The sequence below is a fragment of the Brevibacterium rongguiense genome, from assembly GCF_009857845.1.
GTDB classification, from domain to species: domain Bacteria; phylum Actinomycetota; class Actinomycetes; order Actinomycetales; family Brevibacteriaceae; genus Brevibacterium; species Brevibacterium rongguiense.
The window spans coordinates 19,464-46,429 of sequence record NZ_WWEQ01000011.1; the positions used below are offsets into that span (position 1 = coordinate 19,464).

Annotated in this window: 19 protein-coding genes and 1 pseudogene; 4 read left to right on the forward strand and 16 right to left on the reverse strand. The window is 71.4% G+C overall.

Features of this window, described 5'->3' with window-relative positions; translation table 11 throughout:
- Nucleotides 1-62 precede the first annotated feature (62 nt).
- Genes tkt through GSY69_RS04060 form a run of 3 tightly spaced genes read left to right on the forward strand, consistent with a single transcriptional unit; the run spans nucleotide 63 to nucleotide 4,893 of the window.
- Nucleotides 63-2,150 (forward strand): transketolase, encoded by a 2,088-nt coding sequence (tkt, locus tag GSY69_RS04050; protein ID WP_160952601.1) that lies wholly within the window; start codon nucleotides 63-65, stop codon nucleotides 2,148-2,150.
- Nucleotides 2,147-3,265, forward strand: coding sequence for a transaldolase (gene tal / locus GSY69_RS04055; RefSeq protein WP_160952602.1), 1,119 nt, complete (start codon nucleotides 2,147-2,149; stop codon nucleotides 3,263-3,265). Before tkt ends, tal begins: the two co-directional genes overlap by 4 nt.
- Entirely contained in the window at nucleotides 3,262-4,893 is a 1,632-nt protein-coding gene (locus GSY69_RS04060; protein WP_160952603.1) for a glucose-6-phosphate isomerase, read from the forward strand. Before tal ends, GSY69_RS04060 begins: the two co-directional genes overlap by 4 nt.
- 103 nt (nucleotides 4,894-4,996) lie before the next feature.
- Here GSY69_RS04060 and secG read toward each other — a convergent pair whose 3' ends face one another.
- The 10 genes and pseudogenes from secG to GSY69_RS04105 form a co-directional block, all read right to left on the reverse strand.
- Nucleotides 4,997-5,242 (reverse strand): preprotein translocase subunit SecG, encoded by a 246-nt coding sequence (secG, locus tag GSY69_RS04065; protein WP_160952604.1) that lies wholly within the window; start codon nucleotides 5,240-5,242, stop codon nucleotides 4,997-4,999.
- Between the two features lie 12 nt (nucleotides 5,243-5,254).
- Complete coding sequence (gene tpiA, locus GSY69_RS04070) at nucleotides 5,255-6,040, reverse strand: triose-phosphate isomerase (protein ID WP_160952605.1); 786 nt, start codon at nucleotides 6,038-6,040, stop codon at nucleotides 5,255-5,257.
- Nucleotides 6,040-7,266 (reverse strand): phosphoglycerate kinase, encoded by a 1,227-nt coding sequence (locus GSY69_RS04075; protein WP_328698757.1) that lies wholly within the window; start codon nucleotides 7,264-7,266, stop codon nucleotides 6,040-6,042. The genes tpiA and GSY69_RS04075 overlap by 1 nt, the downstream gene beginning before the upstream one ends.
- Nucleotides 7,263-8,282 (reverse strand): type I glyceraldehyde-3-phosphate dehydrogenase, encoded by a 1,020-nt coding sequence (gene gap / locus GSY69_RS04080; protein WP_160952607.1) that lies wholly within the window; start codon nucleotides 8,280-8,282, stop codon nucleotides 7,263-7,265. The genes GSY69_RS04075 and gap overlap by 4 nt, the downstream gene beginning before the upstream one ends.
- 56 nt (nucleotides 8,283-8,338) lie before the next feature.
- Nucleotides 8,339-9,322 carry a DNA-binding protein WhiA gene (gene whiA, locus GSY69_RS04085; RefSeq protein WP_160952608.1) on the reverse strand — a complete coding sequence of 328 codons (984 nt, stop codon included), beginning with the start codon at nucleotides 9,320-9,322 and terminating at the stop codon, nucleotides 8,339-8,341.
- 13 nt (nucleotides 9,323-9,335) lie between these two features.
- Nucleotides 9,336-10,370, reverse strand: coding sequence for a gluconeogenesis factor YvcK family protein (locus GSY69_RS04090; protein ID WP_407925003.1), 1,035 nt, complete (start codon nucleotides 10,368-10,370; stop codon nucleotides 9,336-9,338).
- Nucleotides 10,371-10,372: 2 nt separating this feature from the next.
- A complete protein-coding gene (rapZ, locus tag GSY69_RS04095) occupies nucleotides 10,373-11,263 on the reverse strand; it encodes an RNase adapter RapZ (protein WP_160952609.1) in 891 nt (296 codons plus the stop codon).
- 1 nt (nucleotide 11,264) lies between these two features.
- Nucleotides 11,265-13,181, reverse strand: a complete 1,917-nt coding sequence (gene uvrC, locus GSY69_RS14460) for an excinuclease ABC subunit UvrC (RefSeq protein ID WP_328698758.1) — start codon at nucleotides 13,179-13,181, stop codon at nucleotides 11,265-11,267.
- Nucleotides 13,168-16,049: pseudogene (uvrA, locus tag GSY69_RS14465) on the reverse strand (excinuclease ABC subunit UvrA). The gene uvrC and the pseudogene uvrA overlap by 14 nt, the downstream one beginning before the upstream one ends.
- A gap of 109 nt (nucleotides 16,050-16,158) precedes the next feature.
- The gene (locus tag GSY69_RS04105) at nucleotides 16,159-18,669 is read right to left on the reverse strand and encodes a DEAD/DEAH box helicase (protein WP_160952611.1); all 2,511 of its coding nucleotides are present in this window, start codon (nucleotides 18,667-18,669) and stop codon (nucleotides 16,159-16,161) included.
- A gap of 105 nt (nucleotides 18,670-18,774) precedes the next feature.
- Here GSY69_RS04105 and GSY69_RS04110 point away from each other — a divergent pair, with 105 nt between their 5' ends.
- Nucleotides 18,775-19,068, forward strand: a complete 294-nt coding sequence (locus GSY69_RS04110; protein WP_160952612.1) for a YciI family protein — start codon at nucleotides 18,775-18,777, stop codon at nucleotides 19,066-19,068.
- Between the two features lie 554 nt (nucleotides 19,069-19,622).
- On the opposite strand, the gene GSY69_RS04115 is transcribed toward GSY69_RS04110, so the two are convergent.
- The 6 genes from GSY69_RS04115 to GSY69_RS04140 form a co-directional block, all read right to left on the reverse strand.
- Nucleotides 19,623-20,651 (reverse strand): TerC family protein, encoded by a 1,029-nt coding sequence (locus tag GSY69_RS04115; protein WP_160952613.1) that lies wholly within the window; start codon nucleotides 20,649-20,651, stop codon nucleotides 19,623-19,625.
- 216 nt (nucleotides 20,652-20,867) lie between these two features.
- Nucleotides 20,868-23,051 carry an excinuclease ABC subunit UvrB gene (gene uvrB, locus GSY69_RS04120; protein ID WP_160952614.1) on the reverse strand — a complete coding sequence of 728 codons (2,184 nt, stop codon included), beginning with the start codon at nucleotides 23,049-23,051 and terminating at the stop codon, nucleotides 20,868-20,870.
- A gap of 132 nt (nucleotides 23,052-23,183) precedes the next feature.
- Nucleotides 23,184-23,894, reverse strand: coding sequence for an ABC transporter ATP-binding protein (locus GSY69_RS04125; protein ID WP_160952615.1), 711 nt, complete (start codon nucleotides 23,892-23,894; stop codon nucleotides 23,184-23,186).
- Nucleotides 23,881-24,747 carry an ABC transporter ATP-binding protein gene (locus tag GSY69_RS04130; protein WP_160952616.1) on the reverse strand — a complete coding sequence of 289 codons (867 nt, stop codon included), beginning with the start codon at nucleotides 24,745-24,747 and terminating at the stop codon, nucleotides 23,881-23,883. The genes GSY69_RS04125 and GSY69_RS04130 overlap by 14 nt, the downstream gene beginning before the upstream one ends.
- Nucleotide 24,748: 1 nt before the next feature.
- Complete coding sequence (locus tag GSY69_RS04135) at nucleotides 24,749-25,984, reverse strand: branched-chain amino acid ABC transporter permease (protein WP_160952617.1); 1,236 nt, start codon at nucleotides 25,982-25,984, stop codon at nucleotides 24,749-24,751.
- 1 nt (nucleotide 25,985) lies between these two features.
- On the reverse strand, nucleotides 25,986-26,963 hold the full coding sequence (locus tag GSY69_RS04140) for a branched-chain amino acid ABC transporter permease (RefSeq protein ID WP_160952618.1): 978 nt from the start codon (nucleotides 26,961-26,963) through the stop codon (nucleotides 25,986-25,988).
- Nucleotides 26,964-26,966: the final 3 nt, after the last annotated feature.

Here is a 26,966-nt window from a genome sequence, read left to right on the forward strand (position 1 = left end):
CGCACCGGCACCGGTAGACTCGAGCCGTCGACTACCGGCCACAACAAAGGATTCGCCTCCTCATGACATTCAGCTCCTGGTCCGACACCGACTTCCGCGCCGTGGACACCGCGCGCGTGCTGGCCGCCGACGCGGTGCAGAAGGCCGGCCACGGCCACCCGGGCACCGCGATGAGCCTGGCCCCCGCCGCCTACTACCTCTACCAGACCGCGATGGTCCACGATCCCGCCGATCCGGACTGGCTGGGCCGCGACCGCTTCGTCCTCTCCGCCGGGCACTCGAGCCTCACCCAGTACATCCAGCTCTACCTGGCCGGCTACGGCCTCGAGCTGTCCGATCTCCAGGCGCTGCGCACCTGGGGATCGCTCACCCCGGGCCACCCCGAGGTGGGCCACACGGCGGGCGTCGAGATCACCACGGGCCCGCTCGGCTCGGGACTGGCCTCGGCCGTCGGCATGGCGATGGCCGCCCGCCGCGAGCGCGGGCTGTTCGATCCCGAGGCGCCGGCCGGGCAGTCGCCGTTCGACCACACGATCTACGTCATCGCCAGCGACGGCGACCTCGAGGAGGGCGTGTCCGGCGAGGCCTCCTCGCTCGCCGGAACCCAGCGCCTGGACAACCTCGTCGTCATCTGGGACGACAACCGCATCTCGATCGAGGACGACACCTCGATTGCGTTCACCGAGGACGTCGAGGCGCGCTACGCCGCCTACGGCTGGCACACCCAGCACGTGGACTTCACACAGGGCGGGTCCGAGTACCGGGAGGACATCGGCGCGCTCGACGCCGCGGTGCGCGCGGCCCACGAGGATCCCCGCCCCTCGTTCATTCGGCTGTCGACGATCATCGCCTGGCCCGCCCCCACCGCCCAGGGCACGGGGACCTCGCACGGCGCCGCGCTGGGCGCGGACGAGGTCGCCGCCACGAAGAAGGTCCTGGGCTTCGACCCGGAGGCCGACTTCGCGGTCGAGGAGGCCGTCCTCGCCCACACCCGGCGCGCGGTCGACCGCGGCCGGGAGGCTCACCGGGCCTGGGACGAGCGCTTCGAGGCGTGGGAGTCTGAGAACCCGGAGCGGGCCGCCCTGCTCCAGCGCCTCACCAACCACGGCGATCCCGCGGGGCTCGCCGAGGCCTTCCCCACGTTCGAGCCGGATGCCCAGAAGTGGATCGCGACCCGCGCCGCCTCCGGCACGGTGCTCAACGCGATCGGCGAGCTGCTGCCGGAGCTGTGGGGCGGTTCGGCGGACCTCGCCGGGTCGAACAACACGCTCATCAAGGCCGACGAGTCGTTCCTGCCCCCGGACCGCGCCACCTCGCAGTTCGCCGGCAGCGCGTACGGCCGCAACCTGCACTTCGGCGTGCGCGAGTTCGCGGCCGGCCTGGTCTGCAACGGCATCGCACTGCACGGGCCCACGCGGCCGTACGCGGGCACGTTCCTCGTCTTCTCCGACTACCAGCGCGCCGCCGTGCGCCTGGCGGCCCTCCAGCAGCTGCCCACGATCTTCGTGTGGACGCACGACTCGATCGGCCTGGGCGAGGACGGGCCCACCCACCAGCCCGTCGAGCACCTCTCCGCGCTGCGGGCGATCCCGGGCCTCGACGTCGTCCGGCCCGCCGACGCCAACGAGGTCTCCGTCGCCTGGCAGACCCTGCTCGGCCACCGCGACCGGCCCACGGGCCTCGTGCTCACGCGCCAGGCAGTGCCGGTCCTCGACCGTGCCGACCTGGCGCCGGCCGCCGGCGCGGCGCGCGGCGGCTATGTCCTCTCCGACGACGAGGGCGAGCCCGAGGTCATCATCATGGCCTCCGGCTCGGAGGTCCACATCGCGCTCGAGGGCGCCCGCGCCCTGCGCGCCGAGGGCACCCGCGTGCGCGTGGTGTCGCTGCCCAGCCACGAGTGGTTTGACGCCCAGGACCAGGACTACCGCGATGAGGTGCTCCCCCCGCACATCCGCGCGCGGGTCAGCGTCGAGGCCGGCTCGGCCATGAGCTGGCACCGCTACCTCGGCACCGAGGGCCGCGCGGTCTCCCTCGAGCACTTCGGCGCCTCGGCCGACTACCAGCGCCTCTACGTGGAGTTCGGCATCACCCCGGACGCGGTGGCCACCGCCGCCCGGGGATCGATCGCCGCGGCGGGGGCGCGCGCATGAGCGCCCCGCTGGAGCAGCTCAGCGCCGCCGGCGTGTCCGTGTGGCTCGACGACCTCTCGCGCTCGCGCCTGGCATCCGGGGGCCTCGCGCAGGCGATCGCCGACACCTCGGTCGTGGGCGTGACGACGAACCCGACGATCTTCGCCGCCGCCCTGCGCGACGGTGGGGCGTATGCGGAGCAGGTCGCGCAGCTGGCCGCCGAGGGCGGCTCCGTCGACGCCGCCATCGACGCCGTCACGTGCGCCGATGTCGGACAGGCCTGCGATGTCCTGCGCCCCGTCTACGACCGCACCGACGGCGCCGACGGCCGCGTGTCCATCGAGGTGCCCCCGCACCTGGCCCGCGATGCCGAGGGCACCGTCGAATACGCCTGCCGGCTCGTGCGGGCCATCGACCGGCCCGGCACCATGATCAAGATTCCCGCCACGGAGGAGGGCCTCGACGCCATCACCCGGGTCGTGGCGGAGGGCATCAGCGTCAACGTCACCCTCATCTTCGCGCTGGGCCGCTACCGGCGGGTCGTCGAGGCGTACATCAACGGCCTCGAGCGCGCCCGCGAGGCCGGCCACGACATCTCGCAGATCCACTCGGTGGCCTCGATCTTCGTCTCCCGCGTCGACACGGAGTTCGACCGTCGGCTCGAGGAGATCGGCACCCCGGAGGCGCTCGCGCTGCGCGGCCGGGCCGGGCTGGCCAACTGCCGCCTGGCCCACCGCATCGCCGGCGAGCAGTTCGACTCCGAGCGCTTCCGCGTGCTCGCCGCCGCCGGGGCCCGCCGCCAGCGCCCGCTGTGGGCCTCCACCGGGACGAAGAACCCGGCCTACCCGGACACGATGTACGTCACCGGGCTCGTCACCGAGGGCTGCGTGAACACGATGCCGGAGGCCACGCTGCGCGCGTTCGCCGACCACGGCGAGGTCCACGGCGACACGGTGGTCGACGGCTACGCGCAGGCCGATGAGGACCTCGACGCGCTCAGCCGGCTCGGCATCGACTACGCGCAGGCCATGGACCGGCTCGAGGCCGAGGGCCTGGAGAAGTTCGAGGCGAGCTGGGATGAGCTCGCAGGCTCCGTGGGCGAGCAGCTCGCGGCGGCACGAGAGGAGCGCGCATGAGCGCGGATGACCAGCACACGACCGTGAGCCTGGGGGTGCGCTCGGAGGCGGAGTTCGACGAGCAGCTCGCGGCGATCCTCGACGCCCGCGCCGCCTCGCGCATCGCCGCGGGCGACGGCGGGGTGTGGGGCGATGCCGCGAGCGCCGAGGCGCAGCGCCGCCTGGGCTGGACCGGGCTGCCGCTCGAGTCCGTCGGACTCGTCGAGCGGATCGGAGAGCTGCGCTCCGAGCTGGAGTCCGAGGGCCTCACCCGCATCGTGCTCGCCGGCATGGGCGGGTCCTCCCTGGGGGCGGAGGTCATCGCCGCAACCGCCGGGGTGCCGCTCACGGTGCTCGACACGACTGCGCCGGACGAGGTGCGCCGCGCGCTCACCGAGGACCTCGCGGCCACCGTCCTCATCGTCGCCTCGAAGTCCGGGACGACGGTCGAGACCGATTCCCACCGGCGCATCTTCACCGCCCTGTGCGCCGAGGCCGGGCTCGACCCCGCGGCCCGGCTCATCGCCATCACGGACCCGGACACCGCGCTCGCCCAGCTCGCCGAGGCCGAGGGATGGCGGGCCGCGTTCGAGGCAGATCCCACCGTGGGCGGGCGCTTCGCCGCGCTCAGCGCATTCGGGCTCGTGCCCGCCGGGCTCGCAGGCGCCGAGGTCGCCTCGCTGCTCGCCCAGGCGCAGGAGCTCGCGCCCGCGCTGGCCGCGGACTCCGCGGACAACCCGGCCGTGCGCCTCGGCGCCTTCCTCGGCACGGCCCACGGCCTCGGCACGGAGAAGCTCGTCATCGCCACCACCGATGCCCCGATCGTTGGGCTCGGCGCGTGGCTCGAGCAGCTCATCGCCGAGTCGACCGGCAAGGAGGGCCTGGGGATCCTCCCGGTGGCCGTCGAGTCCATCCACTCCCCCGGCTTCGACGATGCCAGGCCCGATGCGGCGCTGCTGTTCATCGGCTCCGCGGTGGGCGACCACCAGCCGCTCTCGGAGTTCGCGGCCGCCGTGGCCGGGCCGCTGGGCGCCCAGTTCCTGCTGTGGGAGACCGCGGTCGCCATCGCCGGGTACAGCATCGGCATCAACCCGTTCGACCAGCCCGATGTCGAGGCGGCCAAGGCCAACGCACGCGCGCTGCTCGAGGGCGCAGCCGAGGGCGATGACCGGCCGGTCATCACCGACGGCGCGGTCGACGTCGTCGACTCCCACCGTATCCTCGCGGACGTCGAGAGCCTGCGCGGCGCCCTCGACGAGCTCATCGACCGCACCGACGAGTACGGCTACATCGCGATCCAGGCCTACCTGGACCGCGGTGCCGCGGCCGACGCGCAGGCGCTGCGCGATACCGCCGCCCGGGCGACCGGCTTCCAGACGACGTTCGGCTGGGGTCCGCGCTACCTGCACTCGACCGGGCAGTACCACAAGGGCGGCCACCCCAACGGCAGCTTCATCCAGCTCATCGCGGCTCCGGAGGCCGATGTCGAGGTGCCGGGCACGGGGTTCACGCTCGGCCGGCTGCAGGAGGCGCAGGCGGCCGGGGACGCCGAGGCCCTGCACGGCCGACCGCTCATCACGATCCGCCTGCGGGAGGTCGAGGCCGGCCTCGCCCAGGTGCGCGCGGCGCTCGAGGCGCTCGACGGGTGAGCGCACCCCGTCCCCGTCCTCGCTGGCGGGGGCGGGGACGAGGCGCAGACGCACCGCGGCCCGGCAGTCGATGACTGCCGGGCCGCGGTGCGTGAAGGGCGGGCTACGCCTGGAAGCGGACGATGAGTCCGAGCAGGATGATCGAGGCGCCCCACACGATCGCGATGAAGGCCGTGATCCGGTTGAGGTTGCGCTCCGCGACGCCGGAGGCGCCGAGGTTCGAGCTCATGCCGCCGCCGAACATGTCCGACATGCCGCCGCCCTTGCCCTTGTGGAGCAGGATGAACAGCGTGAGGATGACGCTCGTGAGGATGAGCAAGCCGGTGAGGACCCAAGTCAGAATTTCCACGCGCTCACCCTATCAGCCGCGCACCGCGGCGGCGCACAGCGCCGCGAAGCCGTCGGCCTCGAGGCTCGCACCGCCCACCAGCGCGCCGTCGATGTCCTCGGCGGCGACGATCTCCGCCACGTTCTCCGCCTTCACGCTGCCGCCGTAGAGGATCCGCGCGGCATCCGCGACGGCATCCCCCGCCGTCTCCCGCAGCGCGGCGCGCAACGCGGTGGCCATCTCCGCAGCGTCCTGCGCCGTCGCGGTCGCTCCGGTGCCGATCGCCCAGACGGGCTCATAGGCGACGACGAGCCCGCCCAGCGCCTCCGCCGCGATGCCCTCGAGGGCCGCGCGCAGCTGCCCGGTGACGTAGTCGAGGTGGCCGCCGGCCTCGCGGACCTCGGCAGACTCGCCCACGCAGAGGATGGGCACGAGCTCGTGGCGCAGTGCGGCCTCGAGCTTCGCACGGACCTGCGCGTCGTCCTCGCCGTGGTGGGCGCGGCGCTCGCTGTGGCCCACGAGCGCGTATGCGCAGCCGAGCCGTGCGAGGAACCGGCCGCTGACCTCGCCCGTGTAGGCGCCCTCGTCATGGGCGGAGAGGTCCTGCGCCCCGTAGGCCAGGTCGAGCTTGTCGCCCTGGACGAGCGTCTGCACCGAGCGCAGGTCCGTGAACGGCGGGATGACCGCCACTTCGCAGGACCCCGCCGGCAGGCGGGCATCGCGCAGCGCCCACGCGAGCTTCTGCACGGTCGAGATCGCCTCAAGGTGGTCGTGGTGCATCTTCCAGTTGCCCGCCAGCAGCAGGGTGCGCTGGGCCATCACTCGTCCTCCAGCGCCGCGAGACCGGGCAGTTCCTTGCCCTCGAGGTACTCGAGGCTGGCCCCGCCCCCGGTGGAGATGTGGCCGAAGCTGTCGTCGGAGAAGCCGAGCGCGCGCACGGCCGCGGCGGAGTCGCCGCCGCCCACGACCGTCAGGCGCCCCTGGTCCGCGCCGCCGTGGACGTCGGTGAGCGCCTCGGCCACGGCCTTCGTGCCCGCCGCGAACGCCGGGAACTCGAAGACGCCCATGGGCCCGTTCCAGAACACCGTGCGCGCCCCGGCGATGAGCTCGGCGTAGTGCGCCGCAGTCTCCGGGCCGATGTCGAGCCCGATGGCGGACGCCCCCGCCGGCGTCGATTCGAGCGCGTCGACCGGCACCGTCCAGTGCTCGGCGTCGCGGTCGAACGACGCGGCCATGACGATGTCGGTGGGCAGCACGATGTCGACGCCGGCCTGCTGCGCCTTGGACAGGTAGCCGCGCACGGTGTCGAGCTGATCGTCCTCGAGCAGGCTCTGGCCCACCGCATGGCCCTGCGCCGCGAGGAAGGTGAAGACCATGCCGCCGCCGATGATGAGCGTGTCCGCCCGCTCGAGCAGGGAGGCGATGACGCCCAGCTTGTCCGAGACCTTCGAGCCGCCGAGGACCACGACGTAGGGGCGCGCGGGGTCGTGCAGCAGCCGGTCGGAGACCTCCACCTCCGCCGCGACGAGCCCGCCGGCAAAGGAGGGCAGCAGGCCGGCGACGTCGACGACGCTCGCCTGCTTGCGGTGGACGACGCCGAAGCCGTCGGAGACGAAGGCGTCCGCGAGGCCGGCCAGGCGCCGGGCGAAGGGCAGCCGGTCGGCGTCCTTCTTCGCCGTCTCGCCCGGATCGAAGCGCAGGTTCTCCAGCAGCACGACGTCGCCGTCGTCCATCCCGGCGACCTTGGCCTGGGCGTCGTCTCCGACGGTGTCCCAGGCGAACGTCACCTGCCTGCCGATCGCCTTCGACAGCTCCGGTGCGACGGGGGCCAGCGAGTAGACGGGGTCAGGGGCGCCCTGCGGCCGGCCGAGGTGGGCGGCGACGATGACCTTCGCGCCGGCCTCGGCCAGCGCGCGGATCGTCGGCGCCGAGGCCGTGATCCGCCCGGTGTCCGTGATCGTCGTGCCGTCCATCGGCACGTTGAGGTCGCTGCGGACGAGGACGCGCTTGCCCGCGAGCTGGGCCGGGTCGGTCAGGGTCCTCACTTGCCGGCCTCCTGCAGCTTGCCGCCCACCAGGGAGGTGAGCTCGAAGAGGCGGTCGGAGTAGCCCCATTCGTTGTCGTACCAGGCGATGACCTTGTACTGGTCCCCGACCCTCATCGTCAGCTGCGAGTCGAAGATCGCCGAGCGGGGGTCCATGACGATGTCGGAGGACACGAGCGGCTCGTCCGTGTAGCCGAGGATGCCCGCCAGCTCGCCCTGGGAGGCGGCGAGCATGGCCGCGTTGATCTCCTCGACGGAGGTCTCGCGGGCCGGGACGAACGTGAGGTCGACGAGCGAGCCGGTGGGCACGGGGACGCGGATCGCGAAGCCGTCCAGCCGGCCCTCGAGCTCGGGGATGACCTTGGCGACGGCGCTGGCGGCGCCGGTCGTGGTCGGCACGATGTTGAGCGCGGCGGCGCGGGCCCGCCGGAAGTCCTTGTGCGGGGCGTCGAGCAGGTTCTGGTCCCCGGTGTAGGCGTGCACGGTCGTCATGACGCCGGATTCGATTCCGACGGTGTCGTTGAGCACCTTGGCCACGGGTGCCAGGCAGTTCGTCGTGCACGAGGCGTTCGAGATCACGGTGTGCTGGGCCGGGTCGAAGTCCTCGGCGTTGACGCCCAGGACGAACATGCCGTCGGTGCCCTTGCCCGGGGCGGAGAGGATGACGGTCTTCGCGCCGCCGTCGAGGTGCTTGGCGGCCTTGTCGCGGCTGGCGAACTTGCCGGTGGACTCGATGACGATGTCCGCCCCGGCCTCGGCCCACGGGATCTGGGCGGGATCGGCGATCGAGGTGGCCCGGATCCGCTTGCCGTCGACCGTGATCGACTCGTCGTCGTGCTCGATCTCCGCCTCGAAGCGGCGCCACACGGAGTCGTACTTGAGCAGGTGGGCGAGGTGGGCGTTGTCGGTGAGGTCGTTGATGGCAACGACCTCGATCCCGCGTCCCTCGTCGTGTGCGTGCCGCAGGAATGAGCGGCCGATGCGGCCGAATCCGTTGATGCCGACGCGAATGGGCATGAGACCTCCTGGTCGTCCGGGGCGTGCTCGGTGGGTCGCTCCCAGTCTAGTGGCGCTTACGCGTCGTCGAGCATGTCCGGGGTGAGGTTCGCATCCGTGCCGGGGATCCCGGTGTCCTCGGCCCTCTTGTCCGCGGTGGCCAGCAGGCGCCGGATCCGGCCCGCGATGGCGTCCTTCGTCATGGGCGGGCTGGCCAGCTGGCCGAGCTCCTCGAGGGAGGCCTGCTTGTGCTGCAGCCGCAGGCGCCCGGCGTAGCGCAGGTGGTCAGGCACGTCCTCGCCGAGGATGTCGAGCGCCCGCTCGACGCGTGCGCCCGCGGCCACGGCGGCCCGCGCCGAGCGGCGCAGGTTCGCGTCGTCGAAGTTCGCCAGCCGGTTGGCGGTGGCGCGCACCTCGCGGCGCAGGCGCCGCTCCTCCCACACGAGGCGGGTGTTCTCCGCGCCCATCGCGGTGAGCAGGTCCCCGATCGCCTCGCCGTCGCGCAGCACCACGCGGTCGACCCCGCGGACCTCGCGGGACTTCGCCGCGATCTCGAGGCGGCGGGCAGCCCCCACGAGCGCGAGGGCGGCCTCCGGCCCGGGGCACGTGACCTCGAGCGCCGCCGACCTGCCGGGCTCGGTGAGGGAGCCGTGCGCGAGGAACGCCCCGCGCCACGCGGCCTTCGAATCGGTGATCGAGCCGTTGACGACGGCGGCGGGCAGGCCGCGCACGGGCCGCCCCTGCCCATCGACGAGCCCGGTCTGGCGGGCCAGTGCCGGGCCGTCTTGGGCCACGCGCACGAGGTAGCGGCTGCTGCGCCGGATCCCGGCGGCGCCGATGACGGTGACCTCGGCGGTGTGGCCGTAGAGGGCCTTGATCTCCGCGCGCAGGCGGCGGGCGGCGGCGCCGGTGTCGACCTCCGCCTCGACGACGATCGAGCCGGCCACGATGTGCAGGGCCCCCGCGAAGCGCAGCGTGGCCGAGACCTCGGCCTTGCGGGCGGAGGCCCGCGTCTCGCGGTACCGGGCCAACTCGTCCTTGACCTGCGCGGTCAGTGCCATTCGGGGTCCTTTCTCACCACTGCTCGTCGACGCTGAGGCCCGCGTCGAGCAGCAAATCACGGTAACACGCCGCGAGCTTGAGGCTGTCGTGCTGCTGGGGCCTGCGCCCGGCCAGCGGCCGCGCCCACAGCTGGGCGCCGAACAGCCGCGCCGCGCTGGCCTCGAGCCCCGGCTCCTCCGCGGCGGCCGCAGCGTCCACGACGATCGCGTCGAAGGACAGGCGGGGCGCGTGGGCGTGGAGCGAGTCGAGGTGGGCGGCCAAGGTCAGGCCGCGGGTCTCGAGCTCCGCTCCCGGCAGGTTGAGCGTGAGGATCTTCAGCGCCTGGGAGCGGTACAGCGTGTCCGCCAGGGCGGGCACGAGCAGGTGGGGCATGACGGAGGTGTACCAGGAGCCGGGCCCCAGGTTCACGACCTCGGCCTGGGCGACGGCGTCGAGGGTCTCCTGCCGGGCCGGCGGCCGCGGCGGGCTCAGCCGCACCTGCGCCACCTGGCCGTCCGTGGCGGCCAGCCGGGACTGGCCGCGGATGACCTCGCGGCGCCCCCCGGGCAGCTCCACGTCCGCCTCGATCGCCAGCGGGACGGAGGACATGGGCAGGACGCGCCCGTGGGTGCGCAGCAGCCGAGCCATCCAGTCGAGCCCTTCGACGTGGTCGCCGAGGATCTGCCAGAGCGCGGCGATGAGGAGGTTGCCCACCGCGTGCTCGTTGAGCGAGCCCTCGGAGGAGAACCGGTGCTGGATGACGTCGCGCCAGTTGCGGCCCCATTCGCCGTCGTCGCACAGCGCCGCGAGCGCCATGCGCAGATCGCCCGGCGGCAGGCCCCCGAACTCCTCGCGCAGCCGGCCGGAGGAGCCGCCGTCGTCTGCGACCGTGACGACGGCGGTGAGGTTCTCCGTGAGCAGCCGGAAGGCGCGCAGCGCCGCGTAGAGGCCGTGGCCCCCGCCGAAGGACACGATGCGGGGGTTGCCGCTAGGCGCGGATTCCGGTCGGCGCAGGTAGAGGGGCAGCTCGAGCGACTGGGTGTCGAGGGACGCGGAGTCGGGCGCCACGGCTACTCCCGCCCCAGGTCGCGGTGGCGCACGGTGACGGCCGCGGGCGTGCGGTCGGCCAGCCGGCGCGCGAGCTGCTCGGTGAGCGCCACCGAGCGGTGCTTGCCGCCTGTGCAGCCGATCGCGACGGTCGCGTACGTCCGGTTCTCGCGCAGGTAGCCCTCGATGACGACGTCGAGGGCGCTGCAGTAGCGGTCGACGAAGGCCAGCGCCCCGGGCTGGGCGAGCACGTAGTCGGCCACGGGGGCGTCCTGGCCCGTGAATTCGCGCAGGTGCGGGATCCAGTACGGATTGGGCAGGAAGCGCACATCGGCCACGTTGTCCGCGTCCTTGGGGATGCCGTACTTGAAGCCGAAGCTCATCACCGTGATGCGCAGTGCGTCCGAGCCCTCGTGGCCGAAGGCGCGGCGCACCTCGGCCCCCAGCTGGTGGACGTTGAGGTCGGAGGTGTCGATCGTGATGTCGGCTCGGCTGCGGATCCCGGCCAGCGCGCTGCGCTCGGCCTCGATGCCCTCGATGAGCGTGCCGTCGGCCTGCAGCGGGTGAGGGCGCCGGACGGATTCGAAGCGGCGCACGAGGACCTCGTCGGAGGCGTCGAGGAACAGCACCCGGACGCCGATGCCCTGGTCCTGGTAGTCGGCGATCGCCTCCTCGAGCGCGGAGAACATCCCGCGGCCGCGCACATCGGCGACGACCGCGACCTTCGGCAGCTTGCCGTCGGCGCGCGCGACCAGCTCGACGAGCGGCGCGATCATCTGCGGGGGCAGATTGTCCACGACGTACCAGTCCATGTCCTCGAGCGCGTTGGCGGCGGTCGAGCGGCCCGCACCGGACATGCCCGTGAGCACGAGCACCTCGACGCCGGCATCGGGGGTGGCGGGGTGATCGGTCATCTCATCCTCTTCGCTGGCGGTCTGGGTCTACGGTAGCCGAATCGGCGGCGGGCTCCGCCCCGGAGGCGCCCAGGGCCGCGAGGATCCGCTCGGCCAGCGCGGGTCCGATCCCGCTCACCGTCGTCAGGTCCTCCGCGCTGGCCGCGGCGATCTTCTTGACGGAGCCGAACTCCCGGATGAGCGCCTTGCGCTTGGCCTCGCCGAGGCCCGCGACATCGTCGAGCTGGGAGGCGCGCATCGACTTCCCGCGCTTCTGGCGGTGGTAGGCGATGGCGAAGCGGTGGGCCTCGTCGCGGATCCGCTGGAGGAGGAACAGCCCCTCGGAGTTGCGCGGCAGGACGACCGGGAACTCGTCCCAGGGCACCCAGACCTCCTCGAGGCGCTTCGCCAGGCCCACCACGGCGATGTCGAGGATCCCGAGGTCCTCGAGGGCCCTGACCGCGGCGCCCACCTGGGGCAGCGCTCCGTCCACGACGAGGAGCGAGGGGCGGTAGCCGAAGCGCTCGTCCGGCTCGTCCTTCGTCAGCGCCTCGAGGTAGCGCGAGAAGCGCCGGGAGACGACGTCGTACATCGCCGAGGTGTCATCGCGCGCCGCGTCCCCGGTCACGGAGAAGCGGCGGTAGTCGCGCTTCTTGGGCAGGCCGTCCTCGAAGACGACGAGTGAGCCGACGACGTCGCTGCCCTGCATGTGGGAGTTGTCGATGCACTCGATGCGCAGCGGCGGCTCGGAGAGCTCGAGCGCCTGCTGGATCTCGTTGAGCGCCGTGCTGCGGGTGGTGAGGTCGGCGGCCCGGCGCGTCTTGTGCAGCGCCAGCGACTCCCGGGCGTTCTGCTCGACGGTCTGCGCGACGGCGGCCTTCTCGCCGCGCTGGGGCACGCGGATGCTCACCCGCGAGCCGCGCTTGGCGGTGAGCCACTCGGTGAGCGCCTCGAGCTCGCTGGGCAGCGTGTCGACGAGGATCTCGCGCGGGACCGCATCCGCGTCGGCCTCCGTGTACGCCTGGCGCAGGTAGTCGGCGGTGAGGTCGGCGGGGGTATGCTCCTCGAGCCGCTCGACGATCCAGCCGCGCTGGCCGCGGATGCGCCCGCCCCGCACGTGGAAGACCTGCACGGAGGCCTCGAGCTCCTCGACGACCATGCCGAAGATGTCCGCGTCGGCATTCATCGACAGCACGACGGCGCTCTTGTCGAGCACCTTCTGGAGGGCCGCGAGCTCATCGCGCAGACGCGCCGCCCGCTCGTAGTCGAGCTCCTGTGCCGCCTGCGCCATCTCCCGCTTGCGCGCGGAGATGAAGCCGCCGCCGGAGCCGGACATGAAGTCCGCGATGCTGCGGGCCAGGTCTCGGTGCGCCTCGGGCGAGATGCGGCCCACGCACGGCGCGGAGCACTTGTCGATGTAGCCGAGCAGGCACGGCCGGCCGCTGCGCCGGGCCCGGTCGAACACGCCGTTCGTGCACGTGCGCATGGGGAACGCGCGCAGCAGCAGGTCGAGCGTCTCCTTGATCGCCCACACCTGGGCGAAGGGCCCGAAGTACTTCACGCCCTTGCGGCGCTTGCCGCGGGTGACGTAGACCCGCGGGAACTCGTCCTTCATGGTGATGGCGAGGTAGGGGTAGGACTTGTCGTCGCGGAACATGACGTTGAACCGCGGGTTGTACTCGTTGATCCACGTCCACTCGAGCTGGAGGGCCTCGACCTCCGTGTCCACGACGGTCCACTCGACGGAGGCGGCGCTGTGCACCATCGCGCGGGTGCGCCGGTGCAGCCCCTCCGGCTTGGCGAAGTACGAGTTCAGGCGCGCGCGGAGATTCTTGGCCTTGCCCACGTAGATGACCCGGCGGTCCGGGTCGCGGAACTTGTAGACCCCGGGCCGGGTCGGAATCTCTCCCGGCGCGGGGCGGTACTCACTGGGGTGCACCGATCCGCTCCGCGATCTGCGGCATCCGGGCGAGGTACTCGCCGGTGTGCGAGCCCTCGGCGCGCGCCACCTCCTCCGGCGTGCCCGTGGCGACGACGGTACCGCCGCCGCGGCCCCCTCGGGGCCCATGTCGATGACGTAGTCCGCCGAGCCGATGACGTCGAGGTTGTGCTCGATGACGATGACGCTGTTGCCCTTGTCCACGAGCCCCTGGAGGACGAGGAGCAGCTTGCGGATGTCCTCGAAGTGCAGCCCGGTCGTGGGCTCGTCGAGCACGTAGACGGTGCGCCCGCGCGAGCGCTTCTGCAGCTCGGCTGCGAGCTTGACGCGCTGGGCCTCCCCGCCGGAGAGGGTGGTGGCGGGCTGGCCGAGCCGCACGTAGCCCAGCCCCACCTCGACGAGGGTGTTGAGGTGGCGGGCAATCGCCGGGACGGCGGCGAAGAACTCCGCGGCCTCCTCGATGGGCATGTCGAGGACGTCGGCGATGCTCTTGCCCTTGAACTTCGCCTCGAGGGTCTCCCGGTTGTAGCGCGCGCCCCCGCAGACCTCGCAGGGCACGTAGACGTCGGGCAGGAAGTTCATCTCGATTTTGATGGTGCCGTCGCCGTGGCAGTTCTCGCAGCGCCCGCCCTTGACGTTGAAGGAGAAGCGGCCGGGCTGGTAGCCGCGCACGCGCGCCACCTCGGTCTCCGAGAACAGCCGGCGGACGTGGTCGAACACGCCCGTGTAGGTCGCGGGGTTCGACCGCGGGGTGCGCCCGATCGGCGACTGGTCGACGTGGATGACCTTGTCGAGCTCCTCGAGGCCCGTGATGCGCTTGTGGCGGCCGGGCACCTGACGGGCGTTGTTGAGCCTGTTGGCCAGCTCCGTGTAGAGGATGTCGTTGACGAGGGTCGACTTGCCGGATCCGGAGACACCGGTGACCGCGGTGAACACGCCCAGCGGGAACTTCACCGTGATGTCCTTGAGGTTGTTCTCCCGCGCCCGCTCGACGGTCACCATGCGCTTGCGGTCGATCGGCCGGCGCTCGGCCGGCAGCTCGATCCGCCGGCGGCCGAACAGGTAGGCCCCGGTGACGGAGTCCTCGGCGGCCTCAAGGCCGGGCACCTCGCCGGAGTAGATGACCTCTCCCCCGTGCTCGCCGGCGCCGGGGCCGATGTCGACGATCCAGTCGGAGGCCTCGATCGTCTCCTCGTCGTGCTCGACGACGATGAGCGTGTTGCCGAGGTCGCGCAGCTTGAGCAGGGTGTCGATGAGGCGGCGGTTGTCGCGCTGATGCAGGCCGATCGAGGGCTCGTCGAGGACGTAGAGGACGCCGACGAGGCCGGAGCCGATCTGCGTGGCCAGCCGGATCCGCTGGGCCTCACCGCCGGAGAGCGTCCCGGCGGTGCGGTCGAGGCTGAGGTAGTCGAGGCCCACATCGAGGAGGAACCCGAGCCGGGCGCTGATCTCCTTCATCACCTGCGCCGCGATGGCGGCCTGGCGCGCGTCGAGGTCGAGGGTGGCGAGGAAGTCCGCGGCCTGGTCGATCGAGAGCCGGCTGACGTCGGCGATCGAGGCCCCGCCCACGAGCACGGACAACGCCTCCGGGCGCAGCCGGGTGCCGCCGCACGCCTGGCACGGCACCTCGCGCATGTAGGACTCGTAGCGCTCGCGGGCGTGGTCGGACTCCGTCTCCTCGTGCTTGCGCAGGATGAACTGGTGGACGCCCTCGAAGCCGGTCGAATACGTCCGCTCGCGGCCGAACCGGTTGCGGTACTTGACCTTGACCTTGTAGTCCTTGCCGAACAGGATCGCCTGGCGGTCCGAGTCGCGCAGGGCGTGCCACGGCGTGTCCATGGAGAAGCCGAGCTCGCCGCCGAGGGCCGCGAGCAGCCGGTTGAAGTACTGCGCGGTGGTCTTGCCCAGCGACCAGGGCGCGACCGCGCCCTCCGCAAGGCTCAGGTCCTCGTCCGGGACGACCAGCGACTCGTCGACCTGCAGCTTCGTGCCGATCCCATCGCACTCCGGGCACGCGCCGAACGGCGAGTTGAACGAGAATGTGCGCGGCTCGATCTGGTCGAGCGCCAGCGGGTGGTCGTTCGGGCAGGACATGTGCTCGGAGAAGGTGCGGGTGCTCCCGTCGTCGGGGAACTCCACGTCCATCCGCCCGTCCGCGGTCCGCAGGGCCGTCTCGACCGAGTCCGTCAGGCGCTGGCGGATGTTGTCCTTGGCCACGAGGCGGTCGACGACCACGGAGATGTGGTGCTTGACCTGCTTGGCCAGCTTGGGCGGATCGGAGAGCATGATCTGCTCGCCGTCCACGACGGCGCGGGAGAACCCCTCGGCCTGCAGGCGGGCGAATTCGTCGACGAATTCGCCCTTGCGGCCCCGCACGAGGGGGGCGAGGACGATGAACTTCGTGCGCTCGGTCAGCTGCAGCAGCTGGTCGACGATCTGCTGGGGCGTCTGGCTGGTGATCTCCTCCCCGCAGACGGGGCAGTGGGGCTGGCCGATGCGCGCCCACAGCAGCCGCAGGAAGTCGTAGACCTCCGTGATGGTGCCGACCGTGGAGCGGGGATTGCGCGACGTGGACTTCTGGTCGATGGACACGGCGGGCGAGAGGCCCTCGATGAGGTCGACGTCGGGCTTGTCCATCTGGCCCAGGAACATCCGGGCATAGGACGACAGCGATTCGACGTAGCGGCGCTGGCCCTCGGCGAAGATCGTGTCGAACGCGAGCGAGGACTTGCCCGAGCCGGAGAGGCCGGTGAAGACGACCATCGAGTCGCGCGGCAGCGAGACGTCGACGCTGCGGAGGTTGTGGGCGCGGGCCCCCTGGACCACGAGCGTATCGAGGTGGGAGACGGGTTGCTTGGCTGCAGTCACGTGGACACTCTATTCTCCGGCGCTGACACGGCCGGTCATCGAGGGTGCTGGCGGGGGCGGGCGCGCGGCGCCCGGCCGGGGCGGCCCGGTGCGGGAGCGGGCCCGCGGCTCAGGGGCGCACGGGGCCGACGTCGACGATCTCGAGGACGAGCTCGTCCGCGGCGTCGGAGGCGGCGACGTCGACCACGGCGCTGATCGCCCAATCCCGGTCGCCGCGGGGGTCGTCGAGCACCTGGCGCACCCGCATCCGACCGTCTTCCTCCGGGCCCAGCTGGAACAGGGCCGAGCTGCGCGCCTCGGGCCCGATGCCCAGCTCGCCGTACTCGGCGTAGTAGTCCTCGACCGTAGCCTCCCAGCGCTTCTGGTTCCAGCCGGAGTCGGAGTCGAGCGCGCCCAGCGCGTCATAGGCGGCGCGCTCGGCCAGGAGCACGCGGTGGAACATCTCGTTGCGCACCAGCCGGGCGAAGCGCGCCGGATCCGCGGACAGCCGGGTGTCGGCCGCCCCCATGGGCAGCGCCTCGGCCTCCGCGCCCGCGGCCCGCAGCGCCTCCCACTCCTGGACGAGCGAGGAGTCGATGCGCACGATCACCTCGCCCAGCCAGTCGACGATGTCGCGCAGCGGCTGCGTGACGAGGTCGGCGGGAACGGTCTGCACGAGCGCGCGGTAGACGTCCGTGAGGTAGCGCAGCAGGCCGCCCTCGACCCGCGCCAGCCCGTAGTAGGAGACGAACTGGGAGAAGCCCATCGACTGGTCGATCATGTCCCGGACCACGGCCTTGGGCTCGAGGCCGATCTCGCGCAGCCACGGAGCGTGGGCGACGTAGGCCTCGAACGCCGACTCGAGTGCCTCGCCGTTGGGCTGCGGGCGCTGCAGCGAGTCGAGGACCTCCATGCGCTCCTCGTACTCCACCCCCTCCGCCTTGAGCGCGCCGAGCTCCTCGCGCTTGATGCGGTCGAGCTGGCCCATGAGCACGGCCGGCGGCGCGGGGACCGTCGCCTCGATGACGGAGAGCACGTCGAGCGCCCAGCTCTCGTCCGCGGGATCGAACAGCTCGAGCGCGGCGAGGGCGAAGGGCGACAGCGGCTGGTTGAGCGCGAACTGGGGCCCGAGGTCGCCCACCGGGCGCAGGCCGGGCTCGCCGGCGCTCGTCGTGGTGGGCTCGATGACGCCGGCCGCGAGCAGCGAGCGGCCGATGCCCAGGGCGCGCAGCCGCATGTCGAGCTTGGCGTTGGCCGTCTCGTGGGTCGCCGCGATGAACGCGTCGACCGTGCGGTAGGTGGCGTTGGGGCGCGAGAGCAGATTGACGATCGTCGAGTGGGAGATCCGCATGTGCGAGGTGAGCTCCTCCGGGGTACCGGAGGCAAGGTTGTCGAAGGTCTCCCGCGACCAGGACACGAAGCCCGCCGGCGGCTGCTTGCGCTTGACCTTGCGCCGCTTCTTCGGGTCCTCGCCGGCCTTCGCGAGCGCCTTCGCGTTGTCGATGACGTGCTCGGGGGCCTGCGCGACGACGTAGCCGCGCGTGTCGAAGCCGGCGCGGCCCGCGCGGCCGGCGATCTGCTGGAACTCGCGCACGCGCAGCTTGCGCACCCGGCGCCCGTCGTACTTCGTCAGGGCGGTGAAGAGCACGGTGCGGATGGGGACGTTGATGCCCACCCCCAGCGTGTCGGTGCCGGAGATGACGCTGAGCAGCCCATCCGCGGCGAGGTGCTCGACGAGCCGGCGGTACTTGGGCAGCATGCCCGCGTGGTGGACGCCGATCCCGTGCAGCAGCAGCCGGCGCAGGATCTGGCCGAAGCCCTTGGCGAAGCCGAAGCCGCGGATCGCCTCGGCGACCGCGTCGCGCTGGGCGCGGTCGGCGAGCTCGGCGCTCGTGAGCGAGCCGGCCAGCTCGACCGCGGCCCGCTGCGAGAAGGAGACGACGTAGATGGGCGCCTGCCCCGCCCGCACGAGGCGCTGGAGGGTCTCCTGGAGCGGGTCCTCCGAGTAGTCGTACTCGAGCGGGACGGGCCGCTCGGCACCGGCCACCACGCTCGTGTCCCGGCCGGTGAGGGCGGTGAGCTCCGCCTCGATGCGCGAGGTGTCGCCCAGCGTGGCCGACATGAGGGCGAACTGCGCCTGCGGCAGCGTCAGGAGAGGTGTCTGCCAGGCCCAGCCGCGCTGTGGATCGCCGAAGTAGTGGAACTCGTCCATGACGACGAGGCCGACGTCGAGCAACGGGCCCTCGCGCAGCGCCTGGTTGGCCAGCACCTCGGCGGTGGCGCACACGACCGGGGCGCCGGGGTTGACGGCGGTGTCGCCGGTGACCATCCCGACGGACTCGGGGCCGAAGGCGTCGACGAGCTGGAAGAACTTCTCGCTCACGAGCGCCTTGATGGGCGCCGTGTAGAAGGCGCGCCGGCCCTGGGAGAGGGCGGCGAAGAGGGCCGCGAGTGCCACCATCGACTTCCCGGACCCGGTGGGCGTCGCGACGATCGTGTTGTCCCCGGCCAGCAGGGCGTAGATGGCCTCCTGCTGGGCGGGGTAGAGCTCGATGCCGAGTTCGGCGCAGTAGTCCTCGAAGGCCTCGAGGAGGGTGTCCGGGTCCGCGAATTCCTCGGGGATGTGCGGCAGGCGTGGCACGTGTCGCGCTCCCCCTTCCCGGACCTAGACTGACAGCGCGGCCACGTGGGCAACCGCGGGCCGCGGCCCATTATTCCCCGCCGCCTCGCGCACGAAGGAGTCACCATGGCGATCTTCGCCGTCACCTACGAATACGGTCCCGACATCGACACCCGCATGGCGGCCCGACCCGCGCACCGCACGTGGCAGGCCAAGCTGTTCGACGCCGGCGTGCTGCTGGCCTCCGGGCCGCTCGAGGACGATTTCGTGCCCGGCGGCCTGCTCATCATGCAGGCCGATACGCGCCACAACATCGAGGACACCCTCACCCAGGACCCCTACGCCGCCGCCGAGGTCATCTCGTCGACGACGATCCGGGGCTGGAATCCCGTGTTCGGCCCCTTCGCGCCCGAGGCCTGAGGGAGGCCGCCCCGGGGCCGGGCTCGGCCTGAGCGGCTGCGAGGACTGAGAACGCCCGAGGCCTGAGCGGGTCCGAGGCCTGAGAAGCCTGGCCTGGGGCCGGCCCCAGTCTGAGGAGCCCGGACCGGTGCCGGGCCATGGCCCGCGCGGCTCGGAGGACTGCGCGGGACCGAGGCCTGGATCGGCTCCAGATTTCACTGCGCCTCGGGCATCGAACGGCCCGGGCTGAGGAGGTTCGGACACGTTCCGAGTGGGCACGTTCGGACTGAGTAGGTCGGGGCCGTGCGGGTTCGGGCCGTGCAGGGCAGGGCAGGGGCCGCGCGGGCAGGCCCGCCCACTCCCGGGCGCCCGCCCCCGGATGCCGGCCCCCAGATGCCCGTTCCCGGGCGCCCGCCCCCGGCCGCCCAACCCGGGTGGGCCGCCGCCCAACCCGGATGGTGCGGTCGCTCGGATGCCGTGTCTGCCCGGATGGTGCGGCTGCCCGGATGCTGCGGTCTCGGCGGGTCGGGCGGCGCCGGACGTGCAGGTGTGCCCGCCCCGCGTTGCGCACGTGCTCAGGGGCGCTCGCCGGGCTCCGCACCGGGCTCGTGCGGGGCCGGGCCGTGCGCCTCGTGCTCCACCTGGCCGAAGTGCACGTGCTCGCCCCGCCGCCGCATGGCCACGAGGCTCACAACCGTGGCAACGGCCATCGCGGCGACGATGAAGCCCAGCGACATCCACGTGCCGATCTCCGGCACGCCGGGGAACCACGTCTCGTGCATCGCGTGGAGGATGAGCTTGACGCCGATGAACGCGAGGATCGCCGCGATGCCGTATTTGAGGTACGCGAGGTGGTCGAGCAGGCCGCCCAGCAGGAAGTACAGCTGGCGCAGGCCCATGAGGGCGAAGAGGTTGGCCGCGAACACGATGAAGGGGCTGCTCGTGATGCCGAAGATCGCCGGGATCGAGTCGAGCGCGAACATGACGTCGGTGGTGCCGATGGCGATGAAGACGAGCAGCATGGGCGTGAAGTAGCGCTTGCCGTCGATCGTCGTGCGCAGCCGGTTGCCGTCGTACTCGTCGACCATGTGCGCGCGGCGCTTGATGAACCGCACGAGGGCGGAGTCCTCGTCGTCCTCGTCCTCCTTGCCGAACGCCTGCTTGAACGCGGTGTAGAGCAGGAACGCGCCGAACAGGTAGAACACGCCCACGAACATCTCGATGATGTACGAGCCGGCGAGGATGAAGGCCCCCCGGCAGATCAGCGCGATGATGATGCCCACCATGAGGACTTCCTGCTGGTAGAGCTTGGGCACCTTGAAGCGGCCCATGATGAGCACGAAGACGAAGAGGTTGTCGATGCTCAGCGAGTACTCGGTGAGCCAGCCGGCGAGGAACTGCCCGCCGTGCTCGGCGTCGCTGATGATGAACATGAGCGCGGCGAAGACGAGCGCGAGGGCGACGTAGAAGCCCACCCACAGGCTCGCCTCCTTCATGCCGGGCACGTGGGGGCGCTTGAGGATGAGGAGGAGATCGGCGATGAGGATGAGCACGAGGATGCTCAGCGAGCCGATTTCGAACCACAGCGGAAGGGCGGTGGACATCGCTGCCTTTCTGCGCGCGCGGCGCGCTGCACGGTGTGCGAAAGTCTCTCCCGCGCCGTGGGCGCCGCGGGTCCGGGCGCCTGCGCCGCGCCCAGAGCGCAGCGCAACGGCGCCGTGATGACGAACCCTGCGAGGGTGGGATACTCCCCTTCTGCTGGAGCGGCCAGTCTACACGGCCGAGGCCGCAGGCACCCGTCGTTCGGGTGCCGCCGCCGCTCAGGCGCCGCCGTCGTTGTGCATGGCGCGCAGCTCCTTCTTGAGATCGCCGAGTTCGTCGCGCAGGCGCGCCGCGAGTTCGAACTGCAGCTCCGCGGCCGCGTTGTGCATCTGCTCCGTGAGCTGGGCGATGAGCTCTGCGAGGTCCGCCGTGGGCGGCCGCACGGTCGTCTGCTCCCCCGCGTTGGCCCGCTGCTCCGCCGTGCGCGCCGCGCTGTAGCCGCGCTTGCCCTGCCCGTAGTCGAACTGGGTGAGCAGCTCCCGCGTGTCCTCGTCCTCGCGCTGCAGCCGTTCGGTGATGTCGGCGATGCGCTTGACGAGGGGCTTGGGGTCGATCCCGTGCTCCTTGTTGTAGGCGATCTGGACGTCGCGGCGGCGGTTCGTCTCATCGATCGCGTAGCGCATCGACGGGGTGATGGTGTCCGCGTACATGTGGACCTCGCCGTTGACGTTGCGCGCCGCGCGCCCGATCGTCTGGATGAGCGAGGTGCCCGAGCGCAGGAAGCCCTCCTTGTCCGCGTCGAGGATCGACACGAGCGAGACCTCCGGCAGGTCCAGGCCCTCGCGCAGGAGGTTGATGCCGACGAGGACGTCGAACCGGCCGGCGCGCAGCTCGCTGAGCAGCTCGACGCGGCGCAGGGTGTCCACGTCGGAGTGGAGGTACTCCACCCGCACGTCGTGCTCGAGGAGGTAGTCCGTGAGGTCCTCGGCCATCTTCTTCGTCAGCGTCGTCACGAGCACGCGCTCGTCGCGCTCGACGCGGGTGTGGATCTCGCCGAGCAGGTCGTCGATCTGGCCCCGGGTCGGCTTGACGACCACCTGCGGGTCGACGAGGCCGGTCGGGCGGATGATCTGCTCGACATAGCCGTCGGAGCGCTCGAGCTCGAAGTTGCCGGGCGTGGCGGACAGGTAGACCGCCTGCCCGATCCGGTCGAGGAACTCGTCGAACTTCAGCGGCCGGTTGTCCATCGCGCTGGGCAGCCGGAAGCCGTGGTCGACGAGGGTGCGCTTGCGCGACATGTCGCCCTCGTACATCCCGCCGATCTGGGGCACGGTCACGTGGCTCTCGTCCACGACGAGGAGGAAGTCCTCCGGGAAGTAGTCGAGGAGGCAGTTGGGGGCCGTGCCCGGGGCGCGGCCGTCGATGTGGCGGGAGTAGTTCTCGATCCCCGAGGTGAACCCCATCGACTGCATCATCTCGAGGTCGTAGGTGGTGCGCATCTTCAGCCGCTGGGCCTCGAGCAGCTTGTTCTCCGACTCGAGCTGCTGGAGCCGCTCCGCCAGCTCGTCCTCGATCGAGGAGATCGCTCCGGCCATGCGCGACTCACCGGCCACGTAGTGGCTGGCCGGGAAGATGTGGATGACGTCCTCATCGCGCACGATCTCGCCCGTGAGCGGGTGAAGGGTGTAGAGCGCCTCGATCTCGTCGCCGAAGAACTCGATGCGCAGCGCCAGCTCCTCGTACTGCGGGATGATCTCCACGGTGTCGCCCCGCACCCGGAACGTGCCGCGGGTGAAGGCCATGTCGTTGCGCGCATACTGCATCGAGACGAACCGCTTGAGCAGCTCGTCGCGGTCGCACTGCTGGCCCTTGCGCAGCGTCGCCATCCGCCCGACGTACTCCTCGGGGGTGCCGAGGCCGTAGATGCACGAGACGGTCGAGACGACGACGACGTCGCGGCGGGTGAGCAGCGCGTTCGTCGCGGAGTGCCGCAGCCGCTCGACCTCGTCGTTGATCGAGGAGTCCTTCTCGATGAACGTGTCCGTCTGCGGGACGTAGGCCTCCGGCTGGTAGTAGTCGTAGTAGGAGACGAAGTACTCGACGGCGTTGTTGGGGAGCAGCTGGCGGAACTCGTTGGCCAGCTGCGCGGCGAGCGTCTTGTTCGGGGCCATGACGAGCGTGGGGCGCTGGACCTGCTCGATGAGCCAGGCGGTCGTCGCGGACTTGCCGGTGCCGGTGGCGCCGAGCAGCACGATGTCGCGCTCGCCGCGCTCGAGCCGGCCGGCGATGTCCGCGATGGCGGCCGGCTGGTCGCCCGACGGCGAGTACTCGCTGACGACCTCGAACGGCGCCACCGAGCGGGTGACCTTGGGGCGGTGGCCGATCTTGGGGACCGGGCGCTGCGGGGCCGGCTGCGCGCGCGTGTCCGCCGGCGGCGCCGGCAGCTGCTCATTCTTTGCCATGGGACGAGCCTATCCCCCGCCCCTGACACGGGACGGGGGACGGGCCGACCGCGCTCCCCCCGGCCGACCGGGCCCACCGGCAGGCCGCCGGCCGCGCTGGGCGCGGGTGACAGCGGCGGAGGGCCGTGGGCGCTACGCGACGCCCAGGTAGGCCTCCTTGATGGACGGATCGGCCAGCAGCTCGCGGCCGGTGCCCGTCTTCGTGATGCGGCCGGACTCGAGCACGAGCGCGTGGTTGGCGATGGCCAGCGCCTGGTTCGCGTTCTGCTCGACGAGCAGGACCGTCGTGCCCTGCGCGTTGATCTCCTTGATGATGCGGAAGATCTGTCGGATGAACTGCGGGGCGAGGCCCATCGAGGGCTCGTCGAGCAGGAGCATGTCCGGCCGGGCCATGAGGGCGCGGGCGATGGCGAGCATCTGCTGCTCGCCGCCGGACATCGTGCCGCCGGCCTGGGTGCGGCGCTCGGCCAGGCGCGGGAAGAGCTCGAACACGCGGTCGAGCTCCGAGTCGGCCTTCTTGCCGGAGCGCGAGTACGTGCCCATGTCGAGGTTCTCCATGACCGTCATGGAGCCGAAGATCCCGCGGCCCTCGGGCACCAGCGAGATGCCCAGCGGCACCCGCTTGTACGCCTTGAGCTTCGTGATGTCGCGGTCCTCGAACCGGATGGAGCCGCGGCTGGCGGCCAGCAGCCCCGCGATGGCGCGCATCGTCGTGGTCTTGCCGGCGCCGTTGGCGCCGATGAGCGTGACGATCTCGCCGCGCTCCACCGTGAGGTCGAGCTTCTCGATGGCGCGGATGCGGCCGTAGCGCACCTCTAAGTTGTTGACCTCAAGCATCGACATCGTCGGCCTCCTCTCCCAGGTATGCGGCGATGACCGCGGGGTCCTGCTGGATGGCCGACGGGACGTCGTCGGCGATCTTCTTGCCGAATTCGAGCACGACAATCCTGTCCGTCACGCCCATGACGAGCTTCATGTCGTGCTCGATGAGCAGGACGGTGTAGCCCTCGTCGCGCACGGTGCGGATGAGCGCCATGAGCTCTTCCTTCTCCGCCGGGTTGAAGCCAGCCGCCGGCTCGTCGAGGCAGAGCAGCTTCGGATCCGTCGCGAGCGCGCGGGCGATCTCGAGGCGGCGCTGGTAGCCGTAGGGCAGGTCGCGCGCGGGGTGCAGCGCGCGGTCGGCGATGCCGACGAAGTCGAGCAGCTCCATGCCGCGCTCGATGATCTGCTTCTCCTCCCGGTAGTGCCGGGGCAGGCGCAGCATCGCCCCGATCATCCCGGTCCGGTGGCGCGCATCGAGCCCCACCGCGACGTTCTCCAGCGCGCTCATCTCGCCGAACAGGCGGATGTTCTGGAACGTGCGCGCCAGGCCGGCCCGGGTGATCTGGTGCTTCTTCTTGCCCAGCAGCGTCTGGCCCTCGAGCCGGACGTCGCCGGACGATGCCCGGTAGACGCCCGTCATCGCGTTGAAGCACGTCGTCTTGCCGGCGCCGTTCGGCCCGATGAGGCCGAGGATCTCACCGCGGCGGATATCGAACGAGACGTGGTCGAGCGCGGTGAGCCCGCCGAACGTGACGGTGAGGTCGGTGACTTCGACGAGGGGCTCGCCCTCGCTCACCGCGATCTCGCGCTCGGGCGCGACCGCGGCCTCCTCGTTGATGGCGAACTCCTGCTCCGGTGCCTGTGCCTCCGGCATGTCAGGTCTCCTTCCGCGCGCGGCGCGTGGACTGGGCGGTCGAGCCGCCGGGGGCGGGCGGGGCGGAGCCCGGGGGCGGTCCGCCCTCCGGCTGCGCGGGGGCCTGCTCCTTCTTCACCCAGCGGCGGATGCGCGAGCCGTAGGTCAGCAGGTGCGCCTTCGCCGGGAAGAGCCCCTGCGGGCGGAAGATCATGAGGAGCACGAGCACGATGCCGAAGATGAGGTACTTGTAGGCGGCGAGCTCCGTGAAGCGCAGGGGGATGTAGGCCACGATGGCCCCGCCCAGGATGACGCCGACCTTGTTGCCGCGCCCGCCGAGCACCACGGCGGCGAGGAACAGGATGGAGGTCGGGACGTCGAACTTCTGGTTGTTGACGAAGCCCACCTGGCCGCCCATGAGCGCGCCCGCGAGGCCGCCGATCGCGGCGCCCGTGCCAAAGGCGGCGAGCTTGAAGTTGAACGTCGGCACGCCCATGATCTCCGCCGCGTCCTCGTCCTCGCGGATGGCGATCCACGCACGGCCCACCCGGGAGCGCTCGAGGTTGCCGAGCAGGACCGCGACGATGATGATGATCGTCACGACGAGCCAGTACCAGGGCAGCCCGTTCGAGGCGGTGAACAGGGCCTCACCGTCGGCGTTGGTGCCCGGCGGCCGGCCGAGGTTCTGGAACCCGGTGTTGCCCTTGAGGCCCGGGATGATCGTGGCGAGCAGCCGGATGATCTCGCCGAAGCCCAGCGTGACGATCGCGAGGTAGTCCCCGCGCAGCCTCAGCGTCGGCAGGCCGAGCGCGATGCCGAATACGACGGTGACGATCATCGCGAGCGGCAGGGTGGCGAGGTACGGGATGTGCACGAACGTGCTGTCCGACGACGTCCACAGGGCGGCCACGTAGGCGCCCACCGCGAAGAAGCCGATGTAGCCGAGGTCGAGCAGGCCGGCCTGGCCGACCACGACGTTGAGGCCCAGCGCCACGAGCGCGTAGAGCGCCATGTTGAAGCACGAGATCGCGAAGTCGTTCGCGGGCTCGGTCGTGATGAGGGGCGGGTTGATGACGGGCAGCAGATAGGCCAGCGCCACGACGACGAGCAGCATGAGCCACTGCTGGAGGCGGGAGCGGTCGTTCCACCACTGCCGCAGCGCCGCGGTGCGCTTGTGCTTCTTCGTGACGTCGGCGAGCTCCTCGCCGATCGCGGTCTGGGTGGCTCCGACGGAGCCCAGGGGCGAGTGGTTGGACATCTCAGGCCCTCACTTTTCCGAGGTTGGAGCCCAGGATGCCGTTGGGGCGCACCATGAGGACGACGACGAGGACGACGAAGATGACGACGTCCGTCCACTGGGAGTCACCCAGCACGGTTGCGCCGTAGTTGCCGATGAGGCCGATGAGCAGGCCGCCGAGGAGGGCCCCGCGGATGTTGCCGATGCCGCCGAGCACGGCGGCGGCGAACGCCTTGATGCCGAGGATGAAGCCTCCCATGTAGAACACGCCGGCGGGCACGCGCATGACGTAGAAGACCGCCGCCGCGCCGGCCAGCGCGCCGCCGATCATGAACGTCGCCATGATGATGCGCTCCTTGTTCACGCCCATGAGCGTGGCGGTGTCCGGGTCCTGGGCGACGGCGCGGATGCCGCGGCCCAGCTTGGTGCGGCGCACGAGCTGGTCGACGCAGACCATCATGACCACCGCGGCGATGATGATCGTCAGCTGCTGGGAGTTGATGATGACCCCGAAGACGTCGAAGATCGGCTTGGGCCGGTACATCGTGCGGTTGGGCTCCGCAGAGGGGCCGCGCCACACGAAGAAGAGGTACTGGATCACGAACGACATGCCGATCGCGGAGATGAGGAAGGCGAGGCGCGGGGCGCCCTTGTCGCGCAGCGGCTTGTACGCCACCCGTTCGACGACGAGCGCGGTGCCCGCGGAGACGAGCATGGCCGCGATCATCGCCAGGGCGATGTCGAGAATGAGCAGCCCGAGCGACATGTGCGGGGCCGAGGGCCCGAAGCCCAGCCCGGAGAGGACGAAGACGACGGCGAAGGCGCCGGCGATGAAGACCTCGGAGTGGGCGAAGTTGATGAGGTTGAGCACACCGTAGACGAGGGTGTAGCCCAGCGCCACGAGCGCGTAGATGGCGCCGAGCGTGAGACCGTCGAGGGTCGTCGACCAGAAGCTGTCGACGAGCCTGCCGAGGTCGAACGTGATCCAGTCACCTGACATGGG